At 66.6% G+C, this 24,127-nt stretch carries 21 protein-coding genes; 14 read left to right on the top strand and 7 right to left on the bottom strand.

Going from position 1 to position 24,127, the window contains the following annotated elements:
* The first annotated feature begins 13 nt into the window (after positions 1-13).
* Positions 14-1,096, top strand: coding sequence for a Zn-dependent alcohol dehydrogenase (locus tag ACZI8W_RS18025; RefSeq protein ID WP_463369873.1), 1,083 nt, complete (start codon positions 14-16; stop codon positions 1,094-1,096).
* Positions 1,097-1,206: 110 nt separating this feature from the next.
* Complete coding sequence (locus ACZI8W_RS18020; protein ID WP_463369872.1) at positions 1,207-2,454, top strand: cytochrome P450; 1,248 nt, start codon at positions 1,207-1,209, stop codon at positions 2,452-2,454.
* A 155-nt stretch (positions 2,455-2,609) separates the two neighbouring features.
* Here the strand turns inward: ACZI8W_RS18020 and ACZI8W_RS18015 are convergent, their stop codons facing one another.
* The gene (locus ACZI8W_RS18015) at positions 2,610-3,791 is read right to left on the bottom strand and encodes an acyl-CoA dehydrogenase family protein (RefSeq protein ID WP_463369871.1); all 1,182 of its coding nucleotides are present in this window, start codon (positions 3,789-3,791) and stop codon (positions 2,610-2,612) included.
* A gap of 138 nt (positions 3,792-3,929) precedes the next feature.
* Here ACZI8W_RS18015 and ACZI8W_RS18010 point away from each other — a divergent pair, with 138 nt between their 5' ends.
* From ACZI8W_RS18010 to ACZI8W_RS18000, 3 genes are read left to right on the top strand one after another with little or no spacing between them, the layout of a single operon-like run.
* Positions 3,930-5,108: a thiolase family protein gene (locus ACZI8W_RS18010; RefSeq protein WP_463369870.1), complete on the top strand. Its 1,179-nt coding sequence runs from the start codon at positions 3,930-3,932 to the stop codon at positions 5,106-5,108.
* Between the two features lie 37 nt (positions 5,109-5,145).
* Positions 5,146-5,910 carry an SDR family NAD(P)-dependent oxidoreductase gene (locus tag ACZI8W_RS18005; RefSeq protein ID WP_463369869.1) on the top strand — a complete coding sequence of 255 codons (765 nt, stop codon included), beginning with the start codon at positions 5,146-5,148 and terminating at the stop codon, positions 5,908-5,910.
* Positions 5,911-5,932: 22 nt separating this feature from the next.
* Entirely contained in the window at positions 5,933-6,736 is an 804-nt protein-coding gene (locus tag ACZI8W_RS18000) for a crotonase/enoyl-CoA hydratase family protein (RefSeq protein ID WP_463369868.1), read from the top strand.
* 97 nt (positions 6,737-6,833) lie between these two features.
* Here the strand turns inward: ACZI8W_RS18000 and ACZI8W_RS17995 are convergent, their stop codons facing one another.
* Together ACZI8W_RS17995 and ACZI8W_RS17990 are read right to left on the bottom strand one after the other, a co-directional pair.
* Entirely contained in the window at positions 6,834-7,739 is a 906-nt protein-coding gene (locus ACZI8W_RS17995) for an SMP-30/gluconolactonase/LRE family protein (RefSeq protein ID WP_463369867.1), read from the bottom strand.
* A gap of 64 nt (positions 7,740-7,803) precedes the next feature.
* Positions 7,804-8,568, bottom strand: coding sequence for an enoyl-CoA hydratase/isomerase family protein (locus tag ACZI8W_RS17990; protein WP_463369866.1), 765 nt, complete (start codon positions 8,566-8,568; stop codon positions 7,804-7,806).
* 221 nt (positions 8,569-8,789) lie between these two features.
* Here ACZI8W_RS17990 and ACZI8W_RS17985 point away from each other — a divergent pair, with 221 nt between their 5' ends.
* Genes ACZI8W_RS17985 through ACZI8W_RS17970 form a run of 4 tightly spaced genes read left to right on the top strand, consistent with a single transcriptional unit; the run spans position 8,790 to position 14,232 of the window.
* Complete coding sequence (locus tag ACZI8W_RS17985) at positions 8,790-10,421, top strand: flavin-containing monooxygenase (RefSeq protein ID WP_463369865.1); 1,632 nt, start codon at positions 8,790-8,792, stop codon at positions 10,419-10,421.
* Positions 10,422-10,471: 50 nt separating this feature from the next.
* A complete protein-coding gene (locus ACZI8W_RS17980; protein ID WP_463369864.1) occupies positions 10,472-12,118 on the top strand; it encodes an AMP-binding protein in 1,647 nt (548 codons plus the stop codon).
* Positions 12,119-12,130: 12 nt separating this feature from the next.
* Entirely contained in the window at positions 12,131-13,021 is an 891-nt protein-coding gene (locus ACZI8W_RS17975) for an HpcH/HpaI aldolase/citrate lyase family protein (protein ID WP_463369863.1), read from the top strand.
* Positions 13,018-14,232, top strand: a complete 1,215-nt coding sequence (locus tag ACZI8W_RS17970; protein WP_463369862.1) for a CaiB/BaiF CoA transferase family protein — start codon at positions 13,018-13,020, stop codon at positions 14,230-14,232. Before ACZI8W_RS17975 ends, ACZI8W_RS17970 begins: the two co-directional genes overlap by 4 nt.
* 72 nt (positions 14,233-14,304) lie before the next feature.
* Here the strand turns inward: ACZI8W_RS17970 and ACZI8W_RS17965 are convergent, their stop codons facing one another.
* Positions 14,305-15,078, bottom strand: coding sequence for an SDR family NAD(P)-dependent oxidoreductase (locus tag ACZI8W_RS17965; protein ID WP_463369861.1), 774 nt, complete (start codon positions 15,076-15,078; stop codon positions 14,305-14,307).
* A gap of 185 nt (positions 15,079-15,263) precedes the next feature.
* On the opposite strand from ACZI8W_RS17965, the gene ACZI8W_RS17960 reads away from it, so the two are divergent.
* From ACZI8W_RS17960 to ACZI8W_RS17940, 5 genes are all read left to right on the top strand, one after another.
* Positions 15,264-16,418, top strand: a complete 1,155-nt coding sequence (locus tag ACZI8W_RS17960) for an acyl-CoA dehydrogenase family protein (RefSeq protein ID WP_463369860.1) — start codon at positions 15,264-15,266, stop codon at positions 16,416-16,418.
* Positions 16,415-17,896 (top strand): aldehyde dehydrogenase, encoded by a 1,482-nt coding sequence (locus ACZI8W_RS17955; RefSeq protein WP_463369859.1) that lies wholly within the window; start codon positions 16,415-16,417, stop codon positions 17,894-17,896. Before ACZI8W_RS17960 ends, ACZI8W_RS17955 begins: the two co-directional genes overlap by 4 nt.
* 78 nt (positions 17,897-17,974) lie before the next feature.
* Positions 17,975-18,991 carry an LLM class flavin-dependent oxidoreductase gene (locus ACZI8W_RS17950; RefSeq protein WP_463369858.1) on the top strand — a complete coding sequence of 339 codons (1,017 nt, stop codon included), beginning with the start codon at positions 17,975-17,977 and terminating at the stop codon, positions 18,989-18,991.
* The gene (locus ACZI8W_RS17945) at positions 18,988-19,926 is read left to right on the top strand and encodes an alpha/beta hydrolase (protein WP_463369857.1); all 939 of its coding nucleotides are present in this window, start codon (positions 18,988-18,990) and stop codon (positions 19,924-19,926) included. The genes ACZI8W_RS17950 and ACZI8W_RS17945 overlap by 4 nt, the downstream gene beginning before the upstream one ends.
* Before the next feature lie 12 nt (positions 19,927-19,938).
* A complete protein-coding gene (locus tag ACZI8W_RS17940; RefSeq protein WP_463369856.1) occupies positions 19,939-21,297 on the top strand; it encodes an MFS transporter in 1,359 nt (452 codons plus the stop codon).
* A gap of 11 nt (positions 21,298-21,308) precedes the next feature.
* Here ACZI8W_RS17940 and ACZI8W_RS17935 read toward each other — a convergent pair whose 3' ends face one another.
* From ACZI8W_RS17935 to ACZI8W_RS17925, 3 genes are all read right to left on the bottom strand, one after another.
* Positions 21,309-22,010: a FadR/GntR family transcriptional regulator gene (locus tag ACZI8W_RS17935; RefSeq protein WP_463369855.1), complete on the bottom strand. Its 702-nt coding sequence runs from the start codon at positions 22,008-22,010 to the stop codon at positions 21,309-21,311.
* 392 nt (positions 22,011-22,402) lie between these two features.
* On the bottom strand, positions 22,403-22,648 hold the full coding sequence (locus ACZI8W_RS17930; protein WP_463369854.1) for a hypothetical protein: 246 nt from the start codon (positions 22,646-22,648) through the stop codon (positions 22,403-22,405).
* 9 nt (positions 22,649-22,657) lie between these two features.
* Entirely contained in the window at positions 22,658-24,061 is a 1,404-nt protein-coding gene (locus tag ACZI8W_RS17925; protein ID WP_463369853.1) for an FAD-dependent oxidoreductase, read from the bottom strand.
* Positions 24,062-24,127: the final 66 nt, after the last annotated feature.

Below are 24,127 nucleotides of genomic sequence, written 5' to 3'. Positions count from 1 at the left end.
AGACAGAAACGCAATGCGCGCGGCAGTACTTCACGAGTTCGGCAGTGACCTGGTCATCGAGGACGTCACGATCGCGGACCCGGCCCCGGACGAGGTGGTGATCCGGACGGTCGCGTCCGGTGTGTGCCAGACCGACCACACCATGCAGCACGGTGCTCAATCCCTCGCCCTACCGCTGGTCCTTGGTCACGAGGCGGCTGGCATCGTGGAACGGGTGGGCCAGGGCGTCACCTATGTGAAGCCGGGTGATCATGTTGCAACGTGTGCGTCGGCGTTCTGCGGGGTGTGCCGCTGGTGCATGGCGGGCGAACTGCAACACTGCGAGGACAAGAAGCGCGCCAGGTCCAACGACACGACGCCCCGCTTGTCTCTGGGCGGCAGGACGGTCGACGCCTTCGTCGGGTTGGGTGGGTTCGCGGAGGAGATGCTCGTCCACGAGCGCACCCTGGTGAAGCTGCCGGAGGAGATGCCTCTCGACCGGGCCGCGTTGCTCGGCTGTGCCGGGATCACCGGGCTGGGGGCCGTCCGCCGGGCCGCTCGGGTGCAGATGGGACAGACCGTCGCCGTGATCGGTTGCGGTGGTGTCGGATTGAACGTCATACAGGGAGCGAGGCTGGCGGGGGCGTCGCGAATCGTCGCGATCGACAGACTCCCGCAGAAGCTGGAGTTCGCGAAGGCATTCGGTGCCACCGACGTCGTCGACGCATCCGCCGTAGACCCCGTCGAGGCGGTGCGCGAACTCACCGGGGGCGGTGTCGATCACGCGATCGAAGTGGTCGGCATCGCCGCGACCGTCGAGCAGGCCTTCGCGATGCTCGACACCAAGGGGGTTGCCACCGTCGTCGGGGTGGCCCGGCCCGATACGCAGGTGCGGATCCGGGCCACCGACTTGCTGCTCGAGAAGCGGCTGCAGGGGACGAAGATGGGATCGACTCGCTTCCGCCTCGACATCCCGCTGTACTGTCGGCTCTACCTCGACGGGCGAATCGAATTGGATTCCCTGCTCAGCGATCTCATTGAACTCGACGCTGTCAACGATGCGTTGGACGGGCTGAGCAACTCGGTCGGTGCGCGTTCGGTGATCACGTTCCGTTAGTGGTCGCAGTCCAGCGCGGACAGGGTTGACAATAGACGAATGATTATCATTAATTAGAGAATCAGACGCACAGCGGTGGCGGCGCGCCATCCGACGGAGAGGCGAACATCATGACCATCCAAGACGAACGTTCGGCAGCCACGGGATCCGGTGGTGCGGAGGCCGAAAAGCAGTCCGGCTGCCCCTTCAATCACACCGACTACACGGCCGACGGGCCGATGCTGAGTCACTACGCAGTACTCGACGCAGACCGGGAAGCATCGCGGTTCCAGTTCAACGACACCACCGAGCGTGGATTCTGGATGCTCACTCGCTACAACGACGTTCTCGAGGCCTTTCAGCGCGCCGAAGAGTACACCACCAATGTCACCAGCGCCCTGAACCCGAGCCGGACCGTGGACCTGCTGCCGCAGCACCTGCACGGGGCTCCGCACGTGGCGCTGCGCAAGGTGATCAACCCCTTCTTCGCGCCCGCTGCGGTGCGCCGCCTCGAGCAGGCGGCCACCGACCGGTGCATCGAGCTGATCGAGGAACTGAAGCCGGCGGGGAAGTGCAACTTCGTTCAGCAGTTCGCGATCGAGTACCCCACGGACATGTTCCTGCACCTGCTCGGACTGCCCGTCAGCGACGGAAAGTTCTTCCTGCCCTGGGTGGATCAGGTCTTCGACGGATTCTTCGGCGGGCCGAAGGACGTCGCGCAGGCAGCCGGGCGTGAGATCATGGACTACTTCGACGTTGCGGTCGACGATCGGCGGAAAAATCCGAAGGATCCGAAGGAGGATCTCGTCAGCCGCCTGATCGAGGCGCGGATCGACGACGAGCCGATCTCCCACGAGGACATACTGACCATCTGCATGACGCTGATGCTCGCAGGCCTGGACACCACGCGCAGCGCGCTCGGGTATATGTTCGCGCACCTCGCTCGGTACGACGAGCACCGCCGTGAGCTCGTCGAGGATCTCTCGCTCGTCCCGGCGGCGGTCGAGGAATTTGTTCGACTCTACCCGCTGGTGTTCCAGGCGGGCCGAGAAACGTCACACGACAACGACTTCAACGGTCTATCGATGTCAGAAAAGGACGTGGTGTGGCTCGGTATCGGCTCGGCGAACCGGGATCCGCGCAAATTTCCGAACCCGGACGAGTACATCCTCGGACGCCAGGGCGTCAACCAGCACCTCGGGTTCGGCGCTGGTGCGCACCGGTGCCTCGGCATGCACCTGGCGCGTCTCGAGCTTCGGATCGTGCTGCGGGAGTGGCACGCGCGCATTCCGAACTACCACATTAGGCCCGGTGCGGAACTAGTCGAGCGGGGTGGTCAACTGTCGCTGATCGAACTCCCGCTCGAGTGGGATGTGTGACGACCGAACCGTAACGAGAAGCCCCGTGTGCGGCGCGACAGCGTCGCACACGGGGCTTCGTCGTCCGGTGACGTGTGTGTTACCCACGGACGGTTCCGTCCACGAGAAGAGGGGTGCAGGCCCGTGCAGGAACCTGCACCCCTCCGGAGATCGGATCAGCGACGCTGGTCGAAACTCCGGCCGAGTAGTTCGGAGACAATGCGGGTGCGCTGCATCGTGGGTGTTCCACCCGCCAGCGCCCAGCCGTGCGCATCACGGTGCAGGCGCTCGAGGCCGTACTCTTCGGTGTAGCCGTTGCCGCCGTGCAACTGCATCGCAAGATCGGTCACCCGCTTGGCCATTTCGTTGGCCGTGCACTTTGCGAGCGAGACGTCGAGGGTGTTCGGCAGCGTGCCCGGGAGGAAGTCCGCCGCCCGCTCCTGCAGTCTGCGCGCCGCCTCGACCTGGAGCACCATGTCCGCCAACGTCATCTGCACCGCCTGGAACTCGATCAGAGGCTTGCCGAACTGGGTACGCTGCTGCACGTACTCGACGGTGCGATCCAGCGCGGCCTGCCCGATCGCCAGGCTCATCGTGGTATTGCCCAGGCGTTCGATCGAGAACGCCGAGAACAGCGTGCGGAAGCCGCCGGGGCCGACGACCAGGTTCTCCTCGGGCACCTCGACATCATCGAAAATAACGTCGGCCGAGGGGATTCCGCGGAAGCCCATCAGCTTCTCCCGCGCACCGAAGCTGACGCCGGGCCGGTCTGCCTCCACGAGGATCGCGCCGAGGCCCTTGGCGCCTGGAGCGTCGCTCAGTCTGCAGTAGACCAGGTAGGTGTCGGCCTCACTGCCATTGGAGATCCATCGCTTGTTGCCCGTGATCCGGTACCCGCCGGGTACCTCGACGGCCTTGGTCGTCATGTCGGTGGCCGCGGATCCGGCGTCGGGCTCGGATATCGCCACGGCCATCGTGGCATCACCGGTCACGATGCTCGGCAGGAATCGTCGTTTCTGTTCCTCGGTCCCGTAGAGGGAGATGACGTGGGCGGGGCCGGTGTTGGATTCGAATACCTGGAAAGCCGCTGGACGGCAGTGCTTTGCGAGTTCCTCGATGACGACGAGGGCGTCGCGCAGGGGAGCGTTGGAGCCGCCGTACTCCTCGGGAAGGGCGATTCCCAATAGGCCGAGGGATCCGAGGCGGCGCCGCTCCTCGTGGGGGAAGGCCGTACGGTTCGCGTCCCATTCCGCAGCCAGCGGGGCGTAACGCTCACGGCCGAGGGTGGCGGCGAGCGCGCGTACTGCGTTGTGCTCGTCGGTGTCGGTGGTGGTATCGGCAGTCGTCGGAGTGGTCATCGGAGCATATCCCTTCATTAATGATATTGGTGAGCATAGATTAATGAGAGCGGCTGCGACTAGAGGGAATTCCCGGAAGGCTCTCGCCACCGCGGCATCGCCGCGGTATCGTATTCATGACAATGAATAGGAGAAATTATGGCTGAAGTCGTCATCGTCGACGCGGTTCGGTCGATCATGGGTAGAGGCAAGGCCGGCGGCGCGTTGTCCGTTCTTCATCCATCCGACCTTCTTGCTGGAGTATTCACCGGACTTGTCGACCGAACCGGAGTCGACCCCGCCCTGTTCGACGATGTGATCGTGGGATGCGTGAACCAAAGTGGTGAGCAGTCCGCGACCCCGGGACGTCAGGCCTGGCTCGCGGCAGGCTACCCCGACCACGTCCCCGGCGTCACCGTGGAACGCAAGTGCGGATCGGGCCAGCAAGCAGTCGATTTCGCCGCTTGGGGTATCGCGGCGGGTGCCTACGACATGGTGGTCGCCGGCGGTGTCGAATCGATGAGCCGCGTCCCCATGGGATCGGCCGCGATGGGGAAGGACCCCCACGGGCCCGGTGTCCGCGACCGGTACCCGGGCCTCGTGTCCCAGGGCGTCGCAGCAGAACTCGTCGCCGACCGGTGGAAGCTGTCCCGCGCCCGGCTCGACGAGTATGCGGCCTGCTCCCACCAGCGAGCCGCGGCGGTCGCCGACACCGGCGGCTTCGACGACGAGATCGTCCCCATCACAGTGGACTGGGTCGTCCAGGACTCGGACCAGAGCATCCGACGCGGAACCACGACGGCCAAGCTCGCATCGCTGGACGCCGTTTTCGACACCGATGAGAACCGCGCCCGCTTCCCCCACCTCGAGTGGAAGGTGACGGCAGGCAACTCCTCCCAGATCACGGACGGTGCGAGCGCACTGCTGCTGACGTCGGCGGAGCAGGCGCGCCGCCTCGGCCTGAGACCGCGAGCGCGAATCGTCGCGTCCGCCGTCGTCGGCTCCGATCCCGAACTGATGCTCACCGGACCGATCGCCGCAACACGGAAGGTGCTCACGAAGGCGGGTCTCGGCGTCGGCGACATCGACGTGTTCGAGGTCAACGAGGCCTTCGCATCGGTTCCGTTGATGTGGCAAAGCGAGTTCGGCGTCGACGTGGGCAAGCTCAATCCCGCGGGCGGAGCCATCGCCCTCGGTCATCCCCTCGGTGCCTCCGGCTGCCGGCTGATGACCACGATGATCAACCAACTCGAACAGCGGGGCGGCCGGTACGGGCTGCAAACCATGTGCGAAGCAGGCGGAATGGCGAACGCCACCGTCATCGAACTGATCCAGTGAACGACACCACGATCGACCGAAAGGTATCGGTGCACCGATGAAACTCGACAACTCTTCCGCCGTGGTCACGGGCGGTGCCTCCGGACTCGGACTCGCCACCGCGCGACGCTTCGTCGACCGGGGCGTCCCGGTGGTGCTGCTGGACCTGCCTCAGTCGCAGGGCAAGGCGGTCGCCGAGGAACTCGGCCCGCTCGCAACATTCGGGGCGGCCGACGTCACGGACCCGGAGGCCGTCGACGCGGCGCTCGATCTCGCGGCGGAGCGGGCGCCGATCCGGGCGCTCGTACACTGCGCAGGACGGGGCGGCACCGTGCGTCTCGTGAACCGGGACGGCACGTCCGGCGACCTGGAGCTCTACCGGACGTTGATCGACATCAATCTCGTCGGCACCTTCAATGTGCTGCGATTGGCCGCGACCAGGATGGCGGCGAACGAACCGGTCGACGGTGAACGCGGAGTCTGCGTGCTCACCGCGTCCGTCGCGGCCTGGGAAGGGCAGATCGGCCAGATCCCCTACGCCTCGGCGAAGGCCGGCGTCGTCGGCATGACCCTCGTCGCCGCTCGCGACCTCGCGACCAAGCTGATCCGGGTGTGCTCGATCGCGCCGGGCGTCTTCGACACCCCCATCCTCAGCCGGTTCTCCGACGAGATCAAGAACGGACTCGCGGCGCAGATCCCGCATCCGTCACGCCTCGGCGAACCCGACGAGTTCGCTTCCCTGGCACTGCAGATCGTCGACAACGCGATGCTCAACGGCGAGACGATCCGGATCGACGGCGCCATTCGCATGGCGCCGCGCTGACCCGTCACGAGAGGAAAATTCCATGACCGCAACCCAATTCGATTCCGACACCGCTGACGTCTCGGACGTGCCCGTCCTCGTCGAACAGATCGACGGCGTCCAGGTCGTCACCCTCAACCGTCCGCAGGCGCGGAACGCGATCAACCTGGCGACGGCGCAGGCCGTCGCGGCCGCCCTCGAGAAACTCGACTCCCGCGACGATCTCGTCGCCGGCGTCATCACCGGTGCAGGCGGCACCTTCTGCTCGGGCATGGACCTCAAGGGTTTCCTCGCAGGCGAGCGACCGTCACTACCCGACCGCGGGTTCGCGGGCATCGCCGAGCAGCCTCCGGCCAAGCCGATGATCGCGGCAGTCGAGGGATACGCACTCGCCGGTGGCTTCGAAATCGTGTTGGCGTGCGACCTGATCGTCGCCGCCGACAACGCGAAGTTCGGTCTGCCGGAGGTGAAGCGCGGTCTGGTCGCGGGAGCCGGTGGCCTGATGCGGCTGCCGCGACGCGCGCCGTACCACCTGGCGATGCAGTGGGCGCTGACCGGTGGATTCATCACCGCCGAGGACGCCTACCGTGCCGCGTTGGTCAACGTCGTGACCGAACCGGGTCGTGCGCTCGCGGAGGCACTGTCGATCGCGAAGGAGATCGCGTCGAACGGCCCGCTGGCGGTCGAGGCCACCAAACAGATCATCGTCGAGTCGGTGGACTGGCCGCTCGAGGAGCAGTTCGTGCGACAGCGTGAGATCAGTGAGCCCGTCCGGGCTTCCGCGGACGCGAAGGAAGGTGCGCGTGCCTTCACGGAGAAGCGCGCACCACGCTGGCAGGGAAGGTAGGGCGCTCCGCGCCTCGTGCGTGAATTCGGTAACTTCGACTACCGAATTCGCGCACGGGGCAGAAGTGGGCGGACAGCCCGCAGTCCACTCGCGCCGGTCACGGCTTCCCGGCGTGCGGGACGGTGACGCGCACGGCGAGCAGGCTCGCATCACGGGTGTGAGTGCGCTTGTGCTCCGACGACGACGGTGCCGCGCAGGCATAGAGGGTACGCCCGTCCGCCCCGCCGAGCATGCAGGCGAACACGCCGGTGTCGAAATGGATCTCGTCGACGATACCGATGTTCTCCCGGACCCGGACAAGACGTCGGTTCAGGGCATCTGCAACCCAGATGGCGCCGTCGGCGTCGAGGCAGATTCCGTCCGGGGCGACAGCGGATGCCGACATCGCGTCCCGCACGGATGTCGTCGGGACGTCATCCCCGAACGCCGCCCACGTGCGGCGGTTCACCAACTCGCCATCGGCGGCGAGACCGAAGGCGGTGAGCCGGTTACCCATGCTCTCGGCGATCACCAAGGTGCCCTCCGGGGTGACGACCGCGCCGTTCGGGAAGCGCAGACCCGTCGCGGCGACCGTGATGGTGCCGTCGGGGTCGACACGGATCAGATCTGCGGGTTCAACGGCCGAGGTGCTGCGGAACTCGAATCCGAAACTGCCCACCCATGCCCGGCCGGCATCGTCGACGACCATGTCGTTGATCTTGGTCGGGGACAGGACGGACAGGTCCGCGTGTTCGACGATCTCACCGGAATGTTCGCGGCGCAGGATCCTCCGGTCCAGCATCGAGGCGACGAGTAGGCGGCCGTCGGGTAGCCAGCCGAGACCGGAGGGCTGCCCGTCGAGTTCGATTTCGATTCGGACGTCACCATCCTCGCCGATGGACAGGACCTCGTGGGCGTAGAGGTCGGACACCCACAGTCGGCCGTCGTGCCATCGGGGGCATTCGAGGAACGCCCGGTCGGCGATGATCGCGCGGATGTCGGCGGGATCGAGGATCTGGGTCATGACTGCGTCCTTGTCATTACGGTCGGGTGATCGGGAGTGCCGTGGCCCTGGCGGTTCGGGGTGTTCACTGCGGATCGGGGAATCGTGGAGACCGCCTCTCGATGAAGGCGTTTGCGCCCTCGAGCATGTCGTCGCTGCCGATGGCCTGCACGAGCATGCCCAGTCCGGCCGAGAACGAGTCACGGGCGCTGTTCCACCACACGTTGGAGCTGATCTTGGTGATCTCGAGGTAGCGCGGACTCAGCGCGGCGATCTCCTCCGTCCAGCCGACGACGGTCTCCTCAAGGAGGTCGTCGTCGACGACCTCGTTGATCAGGCCCAACGTGAGCGCCTGATCGGCGGTGTAGCGGCGGCAGAGCATGGCCATCTCCTTACCGCGCTTCTCGCCGATCTGGACGCCGAGAACATTGGTCGCGCCCGTGACGGGTGAGCTCCCGACTCGGGGGCCGGTCTGGCCGAATGTCGCGGAGCGGGCGGCTACGGCGAGATCACACGCGACCACGAGTTCGTTCCCGCCGCCCGCGGCGGGGCCGTTCACGGCGGCGATCACCGGGCGGGGGCAGTTGCGGATCGCATCGAACAGTCGGAGGGATGCGCGGTACAGTCCGCGCATCTCGGTGACCGTCGGCGTGGCGAGCGCGCCGAGAGATCCGCCAGCGCAGAAGCTGCCCGGTACACCGGTGACGACCACCGAGCGGTAGCCGGACGCCGACTCGAGCGCGTCGGAGATCGACGCGGCCATCGCGCCGTCGTATGCGTTGCGCCGTTCGGGCCTGTTCAGTGTGATCCAGAGTGCGGAACCGCGTTCGGTGGTCTCGATGTCGCCCATGAGCTCCTCGTTCTCGTCGTTCGATGTGCTGCGATTCGGGATGAATAAATATTAATGGTGCATATGAATTAGATCACCGTCAAGGAGGTGGGCGCGGCTGGGGTGGTCGCTCCGTGCGACTCGGGTCTTACGGGATGGGCGCGAAGAAAATGATGCTATTGATGCGCATTGAATGTATGGTGAGCGTGGCGCGCATCACGTTCCGTCTGAAAGGGTACGAAATGTCTCACACCTCGGTCTCGTCGGCTGCGCGAGTTCACCCGGACCAACCCGACTGGGATGTCGTGGTGGTCGGAGCGGGATTCGCCGGTCTCTACGCACTGCACAGGCTGCGCGGTCAGGGACTGTCGGTGCGGGTGCTCGAGGCCGGTGACGGTGTCGGCGGGACATGGCACTGGAACCGCTATCCGGGTGCCCGTTGCGACGTGCAGTCGATGGAATACTCCTACTCGTTCGATCCTCAGATCGAGCAGGAATGGAACTGGACCGAGCGGTTCGCGACTCAACCCGAGATCCTGCGGTACATCGACCACGTTGCGGATCGGCTGGATCTACGCCGCGACATCGAGTTCGGGGTTCGCGTCATCAGCGCCCACTTCGACGAGACCCGATCGCGGTGGACGGTACGCACCGACGACGGTGTTACCCGCACAGCACGTTTCGTGATCATGGCCACCGGATGTCTTTCGTCCGCCCGGATTCCCGGCTTCGCTGGGCTCGATTCCTTCGATGGTGAGTGGTACCACTCCGGGGACTGGCCGCACGAGGGCGTCGACCTCACGGGCAAGCGGGTCGCGGTGATCGGCACCGGATCCTCCGGTGTCCAGTTGATTCCGCTTGTTGCCGCCCAGGCCGAACACACTACCGTGTTCCAGCGGACGCCGAACTTCGTGCTGCCGGCCCGGAACGCGCCCCTCGCCGACCGGTACGTGGCGGACTTCAAGTCCAACTATCGGATGCTGCGGGATCGGGCGCGCTACGCGCCCGGTGGCCTGCTCCGTGAGCTCAACGACATGTCGGCGCTCGACGAGACGCCCGAACAGCGCCGGAATCGGTACGAGAAGCACTGGAAGACAGGCGGATCCGACATCGCAGGTGCGTACGGAGACCTGCTGCGCAACCAGGAATCCAATGACACCCTTGCCGACTTCGTTCGCGGGAAGATCGCCGAGATCGTCCGCGACCCGGACGTCGCCGCGAAACTGAGCCCGCACTACGCAATCGGCGCGAAGCGGATCGCGCTGGGCACCGACTACTATGAAACCTACAACCGCGACGACGTCACCCTCGTCGACGTGTCGTCGGCGCCGATCGAGTCGATCACCCTGGCGGGTGTCCGGACCACCGAGGCGGAGTACGACTTCGACGTCATCATCTTCGCAACCGGGTTCGACGCGATGACCGGGGCACTGCTGAGCATGGACATTCGCGGCGAGAACGGCACGAGCCTCCAAGAGAAGTGGCATGCGGGACCGCGCACCCTGCTCGGTGTCGCCACCGCCGGATTCCCCAACCTGTTCACCGTCACCGGTCCCGGCAGTCCGTCGGTGATCAGCAACGTGCTGATGTCCGTCGAGCAGCACGTCGAGTGGATCACCGACTACATCGAGCGCCTCACGGAACTCGGTCACACCTACGCCGCCGCAACCGTCGAGGACGAGGAGGACTGGGGCCAGCAGGTGCAGGACGCAGCCGCGGGCACCCTCTACCTCACCGCGAACTCCTGGTACCTCGGCGCGAACGTACCCGGCAAGCCGCGCGTCTTCATGCCCTATGTGGGCGGCGTCGGCAACTTCCGGCGGCATTGCGAGAAGGTTGCCGCCAACGACTACGAGGGCTTCATCTCCCGCTGACAGCCAGACGCATCGACCACTACCGGATTCGTAACGAGGTGCTACGCAACATGACCAGGGTGTACGAGGATCTCGAACCCACCTTCACCGACCCGCACGACTGGGCGCTGCCCACGGTGCTGCGCCATCATGCGGCGCGCACCCCGGACGCCACCTTCCTCGTCGCTCCGGAGGAGTCGGCGCACTGGACGTACGCAGAGATGCTGCGCGAGAGCGAGATTGTCGCCGGGACGCTGCACCGGGGCGGCGCCGTCGCGGGGGATCGCGTCCTCATCATGGCAGGAAACTCGTCTCGCTTCGTGCGGACGTGGTTCGGCTCCGCTTTCGCGGGACTGGTCGAGGTGCCCATCAACACCGCGTACGAGGGTGAGTTCCTCCGGCACCAGATGGACACCACCGCACCGGAATGGGCGGTGATCGACGACGCGTTCGCCGAGCGTTTCGTCGCCGTCGCATCCAGTTCGGCTCGTGTGCAGCGATTCTGGGTGATCGACACGGGGACCGGTGCGCTCGGGTCCGCGCTCCGGGTGCTGCGCGAGCAGGGCTGGACCGCGGATCCGTGGGAGGCGCTGCTGGACGGCGAACCCGCCGTACTGCCGGCGCCCCGGCCCCAGGACATCGCGTCGATCCTGTTCACCTCCGGCACCACCGGCCCGTCGAAGGGGGTCGCGATGCCGCACGCGCAGATGTACTTCTTTGCCGAGGAGGTGGTGGCACTGACGCGGCTCACCGCGGCCGACACCTATCTGACGATGACGCCGCTGTTCCACGGCAATGCCCAGTTCATGGCCGTGTACCCGGCCCTGATCGCGGGCGCCCGACTGGTGGTCCGGCCCAAGTTCAGTGCCAGTCGATGGGTGGACTTCGTTCGGGAGAACCGGGTGACGGTGACCAACTTCCTCGGCGTGATGATGGACTTCGCATGGAAGCAGCCACGACGGCCCGACGACGCGGACAACTCCCTGCGCTGCATCTTCGCCGCTCCGACCGCGTCGATGGTCGACGAGTTCGCGGAGCGATTCGGGGTGGAGGCGTTCGTGGAGGTGTTCGGGCTCACCGAGACCTGCGCACCCATCCTCTCCCCGTACGGCGAGAAGCGCCCCGCGGGCGCCGCGGGGCTGGCGGTGTCGGAGTGGTTCGACGTTCGACTCGTCGACCCGGACACCGACGAGGAGGTACCCGTCGGCGAGGTCGGCGAACTGGTGGTGCGCCCGAAGCTGCCGTGGACGTGCAGCCAGGGGTACTACGCGATGCCCGACAAGACCGTCGAGGCGTGGCGGAACCTGTGGTTCCACACCGGAGACGCACTGCGCCGCGACGGAGACGGGTGGTACTACTTCGTCGACCGCTACAAGGACGCACTGCGCCGGCGCGGGGAGAACATCAGCTCCTACGAGGTGGAGCAGGCGATCCTGTCGATCGACGAGATCGTCGAGTGCGCAGTCATCGGGGTGCGGGCCGACGTGGACGGCGGCGAGGACGAGGTGCTCGCCGTCATCGTTACCCGGGAACCGATTGCCGCCGAGGAGATCTGGGCTCGGTGCGAGGGCCGGATCCCGGCGTTCGCGGTGCCTCGTTATGTCCGTTTCGTCGACGTTCTGCCGAAGACGCCGTCGGAGAAGGTGCGTAAGGCCGTGCTGCGTGACGAGGGCGTCACCGCAGACACTGCCGACCGCACGCTCGTCCCTGCTGGGTGAATGGAAATGTCGATGAAGCCGTACCGCACCCTGCTGTTCGTGCCGGGGCACAAGCCGGACTGGGCGTTCAAGGCACTGGGTTCCGGCGCCGACGCGATCGTGCTCGACCTCGAGGACTCCGTCCCGACCGCGGAGAAGGAGTCCGCGCGTAAGACCGTCGCAGAGACGGTGATCGCGATCCGGGAAGAGGACCCGCGCGTCGGACTGTTCGTCCGGCCGAACGGGCTCGGCACCCGACTCACCGGCGCGGACCTCGAGGCCGCGGTGGTGCCGGGCCTCACCGGGATCTTCGCGCCGAAGATCGAGACGGTGCACGACGTCGTCGCCTACGACGCGCTGCTCGACCATTTCGAACTGCGCGGTGGCGTTCAACGCCTTCGGCTGATCGTGCCGGTCGAAACGGTGCGGGCCATTCACAACTGTCGGGAGATCGCCCTTGCCTCGACACGCATCGGGGCGATGATCGGCCCGACCGCCGAACATGCGGACATAGCCCGTGAGGTCGGGTTCGAGTGGAGTCCCGAGGGTACCGAGACGCTGTACCTGCGCAGCCGGATCCTGTTGGCCTGTCGCGAAGCCCGCATTCACGCTCTCACCGGCCTGTGGGAGGAACTGAACGATCTGGACGGCCTCGCGACATTCGCGGACGACGGCCGCCGCCTCGGATTCCGTGGAATGGTCGTCATCCATCCCTCACACGTGCCGGTCGTCAACGCGGCCTTCACCCCGTCGGCCGCCGACGTCGACTTCTACCGAGGGTTGGCGAGCGCCTACGAGGACGGGGAACGCGCCGGGCACGGCGCCGTCCGCTATCGCGGGCTGCACATCGACCGAGCGCACTACGACAAGGCACTCGAGTGGCTCGCGGATGCCGCCGAGCTGACGGAAGGAGACACCGCATGACCGACTCGTCGACCGCACCCCTCCATGGCATCACCGTCCTGGAACTGGGCACGATGTACGCCGCCCCCACCGTCGGCCGGATGCTCCGCGACTTCGGCGCGCGGGTGATCAAGGTGGAAGATCCGCAGACCGGTGATTTTGCCCGGCACTGGACTCCGCAGAAGGACGGGCTGTCGCTGGGATTCACCCGGCTGAACGCGGGCAAGAGCTCGATCGGCGTCGACCTGCGCACCGATGCGGGTCGCGACCTGGTCCGTCGGCTCGCCGCCGAGGTCGACGTCGTCGTCGAGTCGTTCCGTCCGGGCCGCCTCGAGAAGTGGGGGCTCGGCTACGACGAACTCAGTGCGGCCAATCCTGGGCTGGTGCTGGTGCGGGTGTCCGGATTCGGTCAGACCGGACCCTATTCGGATCGCCCGGGATTCGGCACCGTCGCCGAGACGGCCAGCGGCTTCGCGCACGTCAACGGCTGGGCCGACAAGCCGCCCACGTCCCCGCCGTTCGGATTCGCGGATTCGATCGCGGGCATCTCCGCGGCGATGGGCGCGGCGATGGCGCTGTTGCGGCGGGAACGCACCGGCGTGGGGGAGGAGGTGGATGTCGCACTGTACGAGCCGCTGATGTTCATCCTCGGTGACATGGTCCTCAAGTACACCGCCACCGGGGAGATCCAGGACCGCGTGGGGAACGGCACGGGATCGGCATCCCCGCGCGGGATCTACCAGGCGTCGGACGGCAAGTGGCTGTCCATCGCGGCATCCAACCAGGGGATCGCCAAACGACTCTTCCACGCGATGGGTCAACCGGAGCTGCTCGACGATCCCCGCTTCGCGACGAACCCGGCGCGGATGGAGAATAACGACGCCATCCAGCAGAAGGTGATCGACTGGGTTGCAGGTAATCCACGGGAGACGGTACTTCACATCCTCGACAAGTGCGAGGTGGTGTGCGCTCCGGTCAACGATTCCAGCGACATCGTGGTCGACCCGCACTTCCTCGAACGCACCCTCGTCGAGGTCAAGGGTGTCGAGGTGTTGCAGTCGGTGCTGATGCCCGGCCCGATCCTGCACATGAGGGACAGCCCGCAACCGGAATACGACGGCGTGCCGCGGATCGGTCAGCACACCGATGCGCTGATCACGGAGTTGCTCGGGGAGCCGGTGGAATCACTTGCCGCGCTGCGAAGCAGCGGCGTCATCGGAGGGGCCGCTTGACGAGATCCGCGCGTCACGCCGCGGGCACGGTACCGGATCGGTGCCGGGCCCGCGGCGTCGATGTCATATCGCTCAGGGGTGTCCGCCGTCGACCGGGATGATCGCGCCCGTGGTGAAACTGGACATTTCGCTCGCGAGATACAGTGCGGTGCCGACGACCTCCTCGGGCCGGCCGCCGCGTTTCAGAGCGAAGCCCTGGGCCCGCCTGCCGAACGCCTCCATGTCCCACGACTTGCTGACGTCGGTGAGGAAGGTGCCGGCCATGATCGCGTTGCAGCGCACCGTCGGCCCGAGAGTGTGCGCCATCCCGACCGTCATCGCGTTCAGAGCAGCCTTGGCGGCGGCGTAGGGGACGACGCCAGCGCGAGGGTGGACTGCGCTGGCACTGCTGATGTTGATGATCGAGCCGCCGCCTGCCGCGGCCATCCGGCTGCCGATGTTCGCGGACAGTCGGAACGGTCCCTTGAAGTTCACCCCGACCACCTTGTCGAACAACTCCTCGGTGACCTCGTCGATCGAGTCGTAGAGCGGCGACATTCCGGCATTGTTCACCAGGACGTCGACCCTGCCGAACTCGTCGTAGGCGCGGTCGGCGAGGGCGTCGATGGCGGCCCAGCGGCCCACGTGCGCGCCGACGCCGAGTGCCCGGTGGCCCGTGCGCTCGGCGATCTCTGCCGCGTACTTCTCGCAGGCCTCGCCGTCCCGGCTCGCGATCACGACGTTGGCCCCCGCCGCGGCGAACCCGGCGACCATCGCGCGGCCGAGCCCGCGGCTGCCACCGGTGACCAGGGCGACCTTGCCGGTGAGGTTCGGGGTTGTCAGCGGATCGGTGTGTTCGGTGGGCATCGGCTTCCTTTCGAGGGGACGAATTCGGGCCCGGCCGGGCCGTGACATGAATCTCTTGATACGTATTGACGAGAGTTAGATCATAGATAATGATGATAAGAGATTTGGAGTCGGGCCGCCAGGCCCCGCCATCGACGAATTGAGCGCTGCACCCGTGTGAGCGCGAAACCAGGAGAAGGGACGCCATGTCCGTGGATCAGGACCCGCAGCCGTTCGAGCTTCCGGAGCGCTACCTCGAACTGCGTCACGAGGCGAGAGACCTTGCGCGGCGCGTCGCCCCCATCGCCGGCCGCGCCGACGAGTCCGAGGTCGTTGACGAGGAGGTGCGGGCACTGCTCACCGCGAGCGGTCTGACCCGCATCGTGGTTCCTGCCGCGTACGGCGGGCGCGACGAGAAGGTGGACTCGCTTGCCGTCACCGTCGTGCGAGAGGCGCTGGCGTACGAGTGCGCCCACCTCGACTCGCTGTTTGCTATGCAGGGCATCGGCAGCTTCGGTCTCTCCACCTCGGACAACGAGGACCTCAAGCAGCAGTGGCTGCCCCGGGTCGCGCGTCTCGAGTCCATCGCCGCGCTCGCGCTGACCGAGCCGCACGTCGGCTCCGACCTCAAGGCGCTGAGCACCACGGTCAAAACCGAGGGCGACACCATCGTCGTCAACGGTCACAAGTCCTTCATCACCAACGGCGGTGCGGCCGACTTCTATTCGGTGCTCGCCAAGGAGGACGACGGCTACTCGCTGGTCCTCGTACCAGCCGATGCGCCCGGGCTGTCGATTCGGACGCCGCATCAGGTCATCGCCCCTCATATCCTCGGCGACATCGTCTTCGACAGTGTCCGGGTGCCGGTGGCAAACCGGATCAGTGCTCCCGGTGAGGGTTTCGCGCGAGTGCTCGAAACTCTCGCGACCTTCCGGGTGTCCGTGGCCGGTGCCGCCGTCGGCCTCGCCCAAGCCGCACTGGACGAGGCGATCGCCCACACCGGCTCGCGGGAACAATTCGGGGTGCCACTCTCGCGGCTCGGCCCCATCCCGAACCAGCTCGCCGAGTCGTGGGTGGACGTCGAGTTCTCCCGCACCTTCGCCTACCGCGCCGCCGCGGCAGCCGCTCGTGACCCCAAGGCCAACCTGCACCTGTCGTCCCTCGCCAAGGCCGGTGCCACCGAGGCCGCGGGGCGCGTGGTCGACCGGTCCGTGCAGATGATGGGTCGATTCGGCCTCGTCCGCGGCAGCAAGATCGAGCGGCTGTACCGCGAGGCGCGGCCGATGCGGATCTACGAGGGTTCCACCGAAGTCATCAACGACTCCCTGGCAAAGAAGCTCGTCAAGGGCGGTCTGCAGTGACCACCGCGACCCGCGCCGACACCGCACCCACTCACGGCGGGCGCCTCTTCGTCGGCGGGCGCTGGACCGACTCCCGCGACGGCGGAACCGTCGACGTCCGCAATCCGACGGACGGAACCATGCTCGCCACGGTGCAACTCGCATCCACCGCGGACGTGGACGCCTCGGTGGACGCGGCCCGGACCACGTTCGACGCCCGCACGTGGGTCGAGGCTCCTGCCGACGAGCGGGCCGCGGTGCTCGAGCGTGCCGCCGACCACCTCGAGGCGGAACTCGGCCGCGCCGTGGACGTCCTCACCAGCGAGCTCGGGTGCCCGCGCAGCTTCAGCGAGCGCGCGCACGTACCGAATCCCATCCGCATGCTGCGCTACTACGCAGACCTGATCCGGCGCTACCCGTTCGACGAGATCCGCGGGGACGGTGACGGTTCGAACGACACGCTGCGCAGCCTTGTCACCCAGACCCCGGTCGGCGTCGTCGGCGCGATCACCCCCTGGAACGGCCCGCTGAGCAGCCCCGTCCTCAAGGTCGCTCCCGCACTCGCCGCCGGGTGCTCGGTCGTCCTCAAACCCGCACCCGAGACGCCGCTGTCCGCGCTGCTGCTGGCCGAGGCGTTCGACGCCGCCGGACTCCCCGAGGGTGTCCTCAGTGTGCTGCCCGCCGGTCGCGACGTCGGTGAGCACCTCGTTCGCCACCCCGAGGTCGACAAGGTCGCGTTCACCGGCAGCAGTGCCGCGGGTAAACGGATCATGGCCCTGTGCGCGGATCGGGTGGCCCGCGTGACGCTCGAGCTCGGCGGCAAGTCCGCGGCCATCGTCCTGGACGACGCCGACCTGGACGTTCTCGCTGCCCGGGTGGTGCCGATGGCGATGCTCGTGAACGGTCAGTTGTGCATCTCGCAGAGTCGAATCCTCGCCCCCCGAAAGCGATACGACGAGATCGTCGACCGGTTGGCGGATGCCGTGACGGGACTGCGGGTCGGCGACCCGTTCGGCCCCGAGACCGACATCGGGCCGCTGGTCAGCGCCGCCCAGCGCGATCGTGTCGAGGGCTACCTCGAGGTCGGGGCCCGAGAAGGGGCGACCGTCATCGGCGGTGGCCGCCCCGCGGACCTCGACGCCGGACACTTCGTGAACCCCGCCCTGCTCATCGGTGTCGACAACGGGATGCGGGTGGCGCGCGAGGAGATATTCGGGCCCGTCGTCGTGGTGATTCCCTACGAAGACGAGGCCGACGCGGTCCGCATCGCCAACGACTCCCCGTACGGGCTGTCGGGCTCGGTGTGGTCCTCCGACACCGAGCACGCCGTCACGGTGGCGCGCCGGATCCGAACCGGCATGGTCAGCATCAACGGCAACCCGCAGGCGCCAGGGACGCCGTTCGGCGGGTTCAAGCAGTCGGGAATCGGCCGAGAGATGGGGCCCGAGGGACTTGCTGCCTATCTCGAGAAGCAGTCGATCGCGATCGGCGGCGCCTGACGTCCTGTGCGCGGGGGTGGCAGCGGGCGCTACCACACCCACGCACAGCAGCAGAGAGGGAAAACGATGAAGTTCGGCTTGGCTATCATGAACGACTTCCCGCCCGGCACGCTGAACGCGACCCGGCTCGCGGAACTACACGAGCAGGTCGCACTCGCCCGCCGATCCGGATTCCGGTCCGTCTGGGCACTTCAGCACTACCTCGGCAACATGCCTACGCTGCAACCGGTTCCGTTGCTCGCTTCCATTGCCGGGCTGGCCGGGGGCATGGACGTCGGCACCAACATGTTCATCCTTCCGCTGCGCCATCCGGTAGCGGTGGCGGAGGAGTTTGCCACTCTCGACCATCTGACGGGCGGTCACGTGGTCGCGGGTTTCGGAATGGGATACCGGGACAACGAGTTCGAGTCGTTCGGCATCCCGCTCGACGAACGGGTGGCGCGATTCGAAGAAAGCGTGGAGATCATCCGAGAGCTGTGGAGTGGCCGCACCGTCACACACCGCGGCAACCACTTTCGTATCGAAGAGCAGCGGATCAGCCTCGAGCCCGTTCTGTCCGGCGGACCGCAGATCTGGATCGGCGCAGGCGCGCATCGGACCGGTGCCCGTCGCGCGGCCCGCCTCGGCGACGCCTGGATCGTGCCGCCCCACGTGACACCGGATCGTCTCGACGTCGTGTTGGGCCACTACCGCGCGGAACGGGACCGGCTGGGCAAGGATTCGGCCGCCGAGCTCGTCGTCCGCCGCGAGCTGGTGCTCCGCGAGGATCCGGCTCTTGCTCGCGAGATCGGTCTCCGGGCCCGTGGTGCGCTCACCGCTAAGTACTCGGCGTTCAACGCGCCGGACGCCTCCGGTGTGTACCGGCACCTCGATGGTGCTGGCGTCGCCGAGACGGTTGCGGACGAGTCGTACCTCTTCACCGATCCCGACACCGCGATCGAGAAGCTCAAGGCGCTTGAGAAACAGGGCATCACCTACGTGATCTTGCGGATGCAGTGGTATGACCTGCCGCAGGACCAGCTGCTCGAGACGATGGAGCTCTTCCGGGACCGGGTGATTCCCGAGTTCGATCAGGATACGGAGCCAATGAGATGAGCGGGATGCCGACGCCGCTGGACCGGCGGCTGCGTGAACTGCTCGACCGCGGGCAGGCCGCGGGCAACACGCCGATCCACCTCGGTACCGTCGAGGCCGCCCGGCAACGCGTCCGCGTCGGCAACGCCCTGTGCGCCGCGGGGCCGGCCGTCTCGCGGGTTGTGGAGTCCCGGCTCGGGACAACCGGATTGTTGTCGCGTCGCTACTTACCCGTCCGTCCGGATCCGCTTGGGGTGCTTGTGTACTTCCACGGCGGCGGCTGGGTCACCGGTGATCTAGACTACTCCGACAACGTGTGCCGCTACCTCGCAGCGCATGCCGGGGTAGAAGTGGTTAGCGTCGATTACCGGCTCGCACCGGAGGCCCGGTTCCCGATCCCGGTCGACGACGCCGTTGCTGCGGTGAAAACGGTGGCCGCGCTTGTGGGCCGAACGCCGGTCGGAGTCGGCGGGGACAGCGCGGGCGGCAACCTCGCCGCGGCCGCCGCTGCGGTCCTGCGATATGCTGTGGACCTCGCGGCGCAAGTGCTGATCTATCCGGTGCTCGACCACGACACGGAACGGGCATCCTATCGGCGATCGTCCAGCGCGGACGGAATCGGTACCGACGAGATGCGGTGGTTCATGGGCCACTACTGTCCGGATGTCCGGTCCCGCCGAGACCGCCGCTTCACCGCACTGTCCGATGACTTGTCGGATCTGCCGCCGACCGTGCTGCTGGTGGCCGGTCACGACCCGCTGCGCGACGAGGCCGTCGATCACGCCGGCCGTCTGCGGGCGGCAGGCGTCCCTGTCGAATTGATCGACCATCCGAGCATGAACCACGGCTTCTTCCGTTTCGAGGCCGTCCTCGGAGATTATGTCGCCACTGCCGCGTCTGAGCTGGCCTCCGCCGTCGCCACGACTTTCGAACCGCGTCTCTCCGGCGCCCGCTGAGAAAGAGCTGCCATGGATCTGCTGACCGCGATCAAGACCCGGCCGATGCGCCGGTACCAGTACGTATCGATGATCGCCTGTCTACTCGTGGTGACCGTCGACGGATTCGACGTCTTCGTCATGGGTTACGTATTGCCTCATCTCCCGGAGGGATTCTTCGCGAGCTCCGCGCAGAAGGGATATCTACTCAGCGCCGGGCTGGTGGGTATGGCCGCCGGATCGATCCTGCTGGCACCAGTCGCCGATCGAATCGGCCGCCGCACGCTCGTTCAGATCTGTCTTACGATCAGCCTCGTCGGCATGATCGCGAGCACCGTCTCTCCGAATGTCGAAACTCTCCTCGTGGCGCGTCTGGTCACCGGAATCGGAATCGGAGGCATGGCTGCCAGCCTCGTCGTCCTCGTGCAGGAGTACTGCTCCGATCGCCGCCGCAATCTGATCCTCGGTATCTACTCGATCGGGTTCCCCGTCGGGAGCCTCGTCGGCGGCGGCATCGGTGCGCTGCTGGTCGGAGCGCTCGGCGGTTCATGGCACGTGATGTTCGGCTTCGGTGTGGTCGTGACCCTGCTCGCCCTCATCATCGCGTCGCTGTTCATGCCTGAGTCGATCGACTTCCTGATCACCCGGGACACCCCGGAGGCGCAGGCGCAGCTCGACCGCATCGCGGAGAAGCTCGGCGACGCGGACATCGACCCGTTGGCCCGTCCCGCAGTGGTTGCCACGCAGATCGAGGTCGAGGAGGGTAATGTCCGCACACTGTTCCGCGGCGGGCTGACCGAGCGCACCCTGCTGAGCTGGCTCGCCTACTCCTGCCTGATGTGTGCGTTCTACTTCGCGAATACGTGGACGCCGGAGCTGGTGAAGATGGCCAGCGGGGACGCCTCCCTCGGGACGGCGGCGGGCCTGATCCTCAGCCTCGGTGGTCTGTTCGGTGCGCTGGCCTTCTCCGTGTGGACGCTCAAGACCTCCGCACCAAAGGTCCTGTGGATCTCGATGCTGAGCGCCGCGGTGTCGATCGTCGTCTTCGCTGCGTTCTTCAACCATGCCGTGGTCGCCATCACCATCACCATCGCGGTCGGTCTGTTCACCTATGTCGCGATCACCGCTAGCGCCGGCGTCGTCCCGCAGCTGTACCCGGCGCAGGCGCGAGCCACCGCGATGGGATGGATGCTCGGCGTCGGCCGGCTCGCGTCGATCTCGGCCCCAATCCTGGTGGGGTACGCGCTAGCTGTGGTGGCCCCGCAGACGATGTACTATTTCATGGCCATTCCGATGCTGGTCGGCGGCTGGGCCACCTACCGGTTATACCGGATCGGTCGCACCGATCGGACCGCCCGGCTGATGGCATCCCAGGTCGACGTCACAGCGTGACGTCCGTCGGGTCAGAGCGCCGACTCCCACGTCACCGGCTGCGCGAGGATGTCGGATGCACCCTTGCGCAGGTGGGAGGCCATCTCCTCCATATGGGTGCGCATAAGCGACTCGGCGCGGTCCGCGTCGTGTTCGCCGACCGCGTCCGCGACCTCGGTGTGCGCGAGCAGATCCTTCTTCCGGTGCGCCACCGAGTATGCAGTGAACTGGGGACCGCGAAATATCCCGTTGATCGCGTCGATCAGGTAGCCGAAAAGGGCGTTACCCGAGGCCCACGCCAGGATGTCGTGGAACTCCTTACTGGTCTCGTGGAAGACCTCGAGGTCCTTGATGTCTTCGCCCATCCTGGTCACGGTTCCGTATAGCGCGTCGAGCTGCTCGGCGGAGATGCGTTCGGCCGCCAGCCGGGCGTTCATCGGCTCGAGGCCGACTCGCGCCTCGAGGATCGCGTCGAGTGGTGCCTTCTCGAACTGCAGCAGCAACGCGATGCTGTCCATGAGATGCGAGGCGTCCGGCTTCTCGATGGTGGGCCCGCCCCCCGGACCTGGCTTGAGGGAGAGCGCACCCGACAGCTCCAGATAGCGCAATGACTCCCGCAAGGTGCCGCGGCCGACCTCATACTCGTCGAGCATGACCCGCTCGGAGGGAAGCCGGTCGCCGGGCTGCAAACCCCTTCTTGCGACCTCGGATACGATCCGGCGCGCCACGATCATAGCGGTTTTCTCAGGCCGATCGGCTCTGCCCGGCACAACGTCCTCCCGGTCGGATCAATGGGAAGCCAATCGTACAAGTCCAGCCGTACGAATGCGCGTTCGCCCCGCCGCGGCGCGCACGCGAGAGTAAACCCGGCAAAAGGGCCGCGCAACCAAGTGCGCCTGGTCGCCGACGTTGTTCCGGTGCTCGATGCGAGCCCCGCCACCGTGTTTCCACGCCGCGACCTGACTGAGCGCCCATACGTGCGGGACTTAGTCGGCGGACTCGTTTCACCGGATTGCCTTGGTGCACTGTACCTTCGATCGATCGAGCCACTCGGCGGCGGGTGTCGATCCGATGCCGAGGATTATGACGTCGGTCGCGACTTTTCGCGCATTTCGTCAGCAGGGTGTCAAGGTCCGGGCGCACGCGGACGACGTCGTCCGCGTGCGCAGCACGTGGATCCCAGCACTGGGGGATTGGCTGGTCGCATTCCGGTCGCGATGAGCAACTTCTCATAGGGTACCCGCGAGCCGTCGGCGAACACGAGAACGCGGGCTCCGGTATCGAGTGCGACAGCCGCGAATCCGAGGCGCAGCTGTCCGTGCCGCGTGGCCGCCACCGACCGCGACAGCATGTGGTCGACCTCGACAGGCACGATGGCCTATCAGACGAGTTCGTCTGCGGGGTTCGACGCGCGGAGCATGTCGTTACGTTCGACGACCTTCACGCGCTCACGCCCCTCGGCCTCACCCAGGCTGCGTTCGTGTGCGTCGAGCCGGTACCAGCCCTGCCACGTGGTGTAGGGGAGTTGCTTGTCTTCGAGGAACTTGACGATCTCGTCTTCGCCGGGGGCCTCCGGGGTGTTGAGGCGACCTGCGGAGCGGTCTTCGAGGAGGTTGGCGACGGTCTCGTTGGCGTCGCCCTTGGTGTGGCCGATCAGGCCGACCGGGCCACGCTTGATCCAGCCGGTGACGTAGGTGTGCGGCATGAACCGGTCGTGGCCGTCGACGGTCTCGTCGGCGAGCACGCGTCCGGCTTCGTTGGGGACGGTGCCGGCCTGGTCGTCGAACGGCAGGTTCGCGATGTTCTGCGACAGGTAACCGACCGCGCGGTACACGGCTTGCACATCCCAGTCGCGGGTCTTGCCGGTGCCTCGGACGTTGCCGGTGCCGTCGAGTTCGGTGCGCTCGGTGCGCAGGCCGACGACCGTGCCGTCCTCGCCGAGGATCTCGGTGGGTGATTCGAAGAAGTGCAGGAACAGCTTGTGCGGGCGGTCGCCGGCGTCGCGGATGGCCCAATCCTGCAGGGTGTTGGCGACCATGTCGACCTGCTTGGAGTTGCGCCGGGCGGCCTCGGAGCCTGCGTCGTAGTCGATGTCCTCGGGGTCGACGATGACCTCGATGGTCGGGGAGTGGTCGAGTTCGCGCAGTTCGAGGGGGGTGAACTTGGCCTGTGCCGGCCCGCGGCGCCCGAAGACGTGGACCTCGACGGCCTTGTTGTTCTTCAGGCCGTCGTAGACGTTCGGTGGGATTTCGGTGGGCAGCAGTTCGTCGCCGGTCTTGGCGAGTACGCGCGCGATGTCGAGTGCGACGTTGCCGACGCCGAGGACGGCGACCTTCTCGGCGTCGAGTGGCCAGGTGCGGGGAACATCGGGGTGGCCGTCGTACCAGGACACGAAGTCGGCGGCGCCGTAGCTGCCGTCGAGGTCGATGCCGGGGATGGTCAGTTCACGGTCGGCGTTGGCGCCGGTCGAGAAGATCACCGCGTCGTAGAAGCGGTACAGGTCGTCGAGTGTGATGTCGACGCCGTAGTCGAGGTTGCCGAGCAGGCGCACGTTGGGTTTGTCGAGCACCTTGTGCAGCGCGGTGATGATGCCTTTGATGCGGGGGTGGTCGGGGGCGACGCCGTAGCGGATGAGGCCGAACGGGGCCGGCATGCGTTCGAACAGGTCGATGCTCACCCCGGGATCCTGCGCAGTGTCGGACTTCATGAGTGCGTCGGCGGCGTAGATACCGGCGGGGCCTGCACCGACGATGGCCACGCGGAGTAGGCGATTCTTGTCAGTCATTTCGAAACCTCGCTTCGATGGAAACTCATTTGATAATGATATGAATCATAAGCATGAATATAAGGC

The sequence above is a fragment of the Rhodococcus ruitaii genome (assembly GCF_055230935.1).
Note: the sequence above shows the minus strand (reverse complement) of the source record. Positions and strands in the feature narration are given on the sequence as shown.

Bases quoted from the DNA above. Each gene is read 5' to 3' on its own strand.
- ACZI8W_RS17935 (WP_463369855.1), bottom strand. From the start codon at position 22,010: ATGATCGTGGCGCGCCGGATCGTATCCGAGGTCGCAAGAAGGGGTTTG.
- ACZI8W_RS18020 (WP_463369872.1), top strand. From the start codon at position 1,207: ATGACCATCCAAGACGAACGTTCGGCAGCCACGGGATCCGGTGGTGCG.
- ACZI8W_RS17980 (WP_463369864.1), top strand. From the start codon at position 10,472: ATGACCAGGGTGTACGAGGATCTCGAACCCACCTTCACCGACCCGCAC.
- ACZI8W_RS17960 (WP_463369860.1), top strand. From the start codon at position 15,264: ATGTCCGTGGATCAGGACCCGCAGCCGTTCGAGCTTCCGGAGCGCTAC.
- ACZI8W_RS18025 (WP_463369873.1), top strand. From the start codon at position 14: ATGCGCGCGGCAGTACTTCACGAGTTCGGCAGTGACCTGGTCATCGAG.
- ACZI8W_RS18000 (WP_463369868.1), top strand. From the start codon at position 5,933: ATGACCGCAACCCAATTCGATTCCGACACCGCTGACGTCTCGGACGTG.
- ACZI8W_RS18015 (WP_463369871.1), bottom strand. From the start codon at position 3,791: ATGACCACTCCGACGACTGCCGATACCACCACCGACACCGACGAGCAC.
- ACZI8W_RS18010 (WP_463369870.1), top strand. From the start codon at position 3,930: ATGGCTGAAGTCGTCATCGTCGACGCGGTTCGGTCGATCATGGGTAGA.
- ACZI8W_RS17985 (WP_463369865.1), top strand. From the start codon at position 8,790: ATGTCTCACACCTCGGTCTCGTCGGCTGCGCGAGTTCACCCGGACCAA.
- ACZI8W_RS17975 (WP_463369863.1), top strand. From the start codon at position 12,131: ATGAAGCCGTACCGCACCCTGCTGTTCGTGCCGGGGCACAAGCCGGAC.
- ACZI8W_RS17970 (WP_463369862.1), top strand. From the start codon at position 13,018: ATGACCGACTCGTCGACCGCACCCCTCCATGGCATCACCGTCCTGGAA.
- ACZI8W_RS17945 (WP_463369857.1), top strand. From the start codon at position 18,988: ATGAGCGGGATGCCGACGCCGCTGGACCGGCGGCTGCGTGAACTGCTC.
- ACZI8W_RS17990 (WP_463369866.1), bottom strand. From the start codon at position 8,568: ATGGGCGACATCGAGACCACCGAACGCGGTTCCGCACTCTGGATCACA.
- ACZI8W_RS18005 (WP_463369869.1), top strand. From the start codon at position 5,146: ATGAAACTCGACAACTCTTCCGCCGTGGTCACGGGCGGTGCCTCCGGA.
- ACZI8W_RS17940 (WP_463369856.1), top strand. From the start codon at position 19,939: ATGGATCTGCTGACCGCGATCAAGACCCGGCCGATGCGCCGGTACCAG.
- ACZI8W_RS17965 (WP_463369861.1), bottom strand. From the start codon at position 15,078: ATGCCCACCGAACACACCGATCCGCTGACAACCCCGAACCTCACCGGC.
- ACZI8W_RS17995 (WP_463369867.1), bottom strand. From the start codon at position 7,739: ATGACCCAGATCCTCGATCCCGCCGACATCCGCGCGATCATCGCCGAC.
- ACZI8W_RS17925 (WP_463369853.1), bottom strand. From the start codon at position 24,061: ATGACTGACAAGAATCGCCTACTCCGCGTGGCCATCGTCGGTGCAGGC.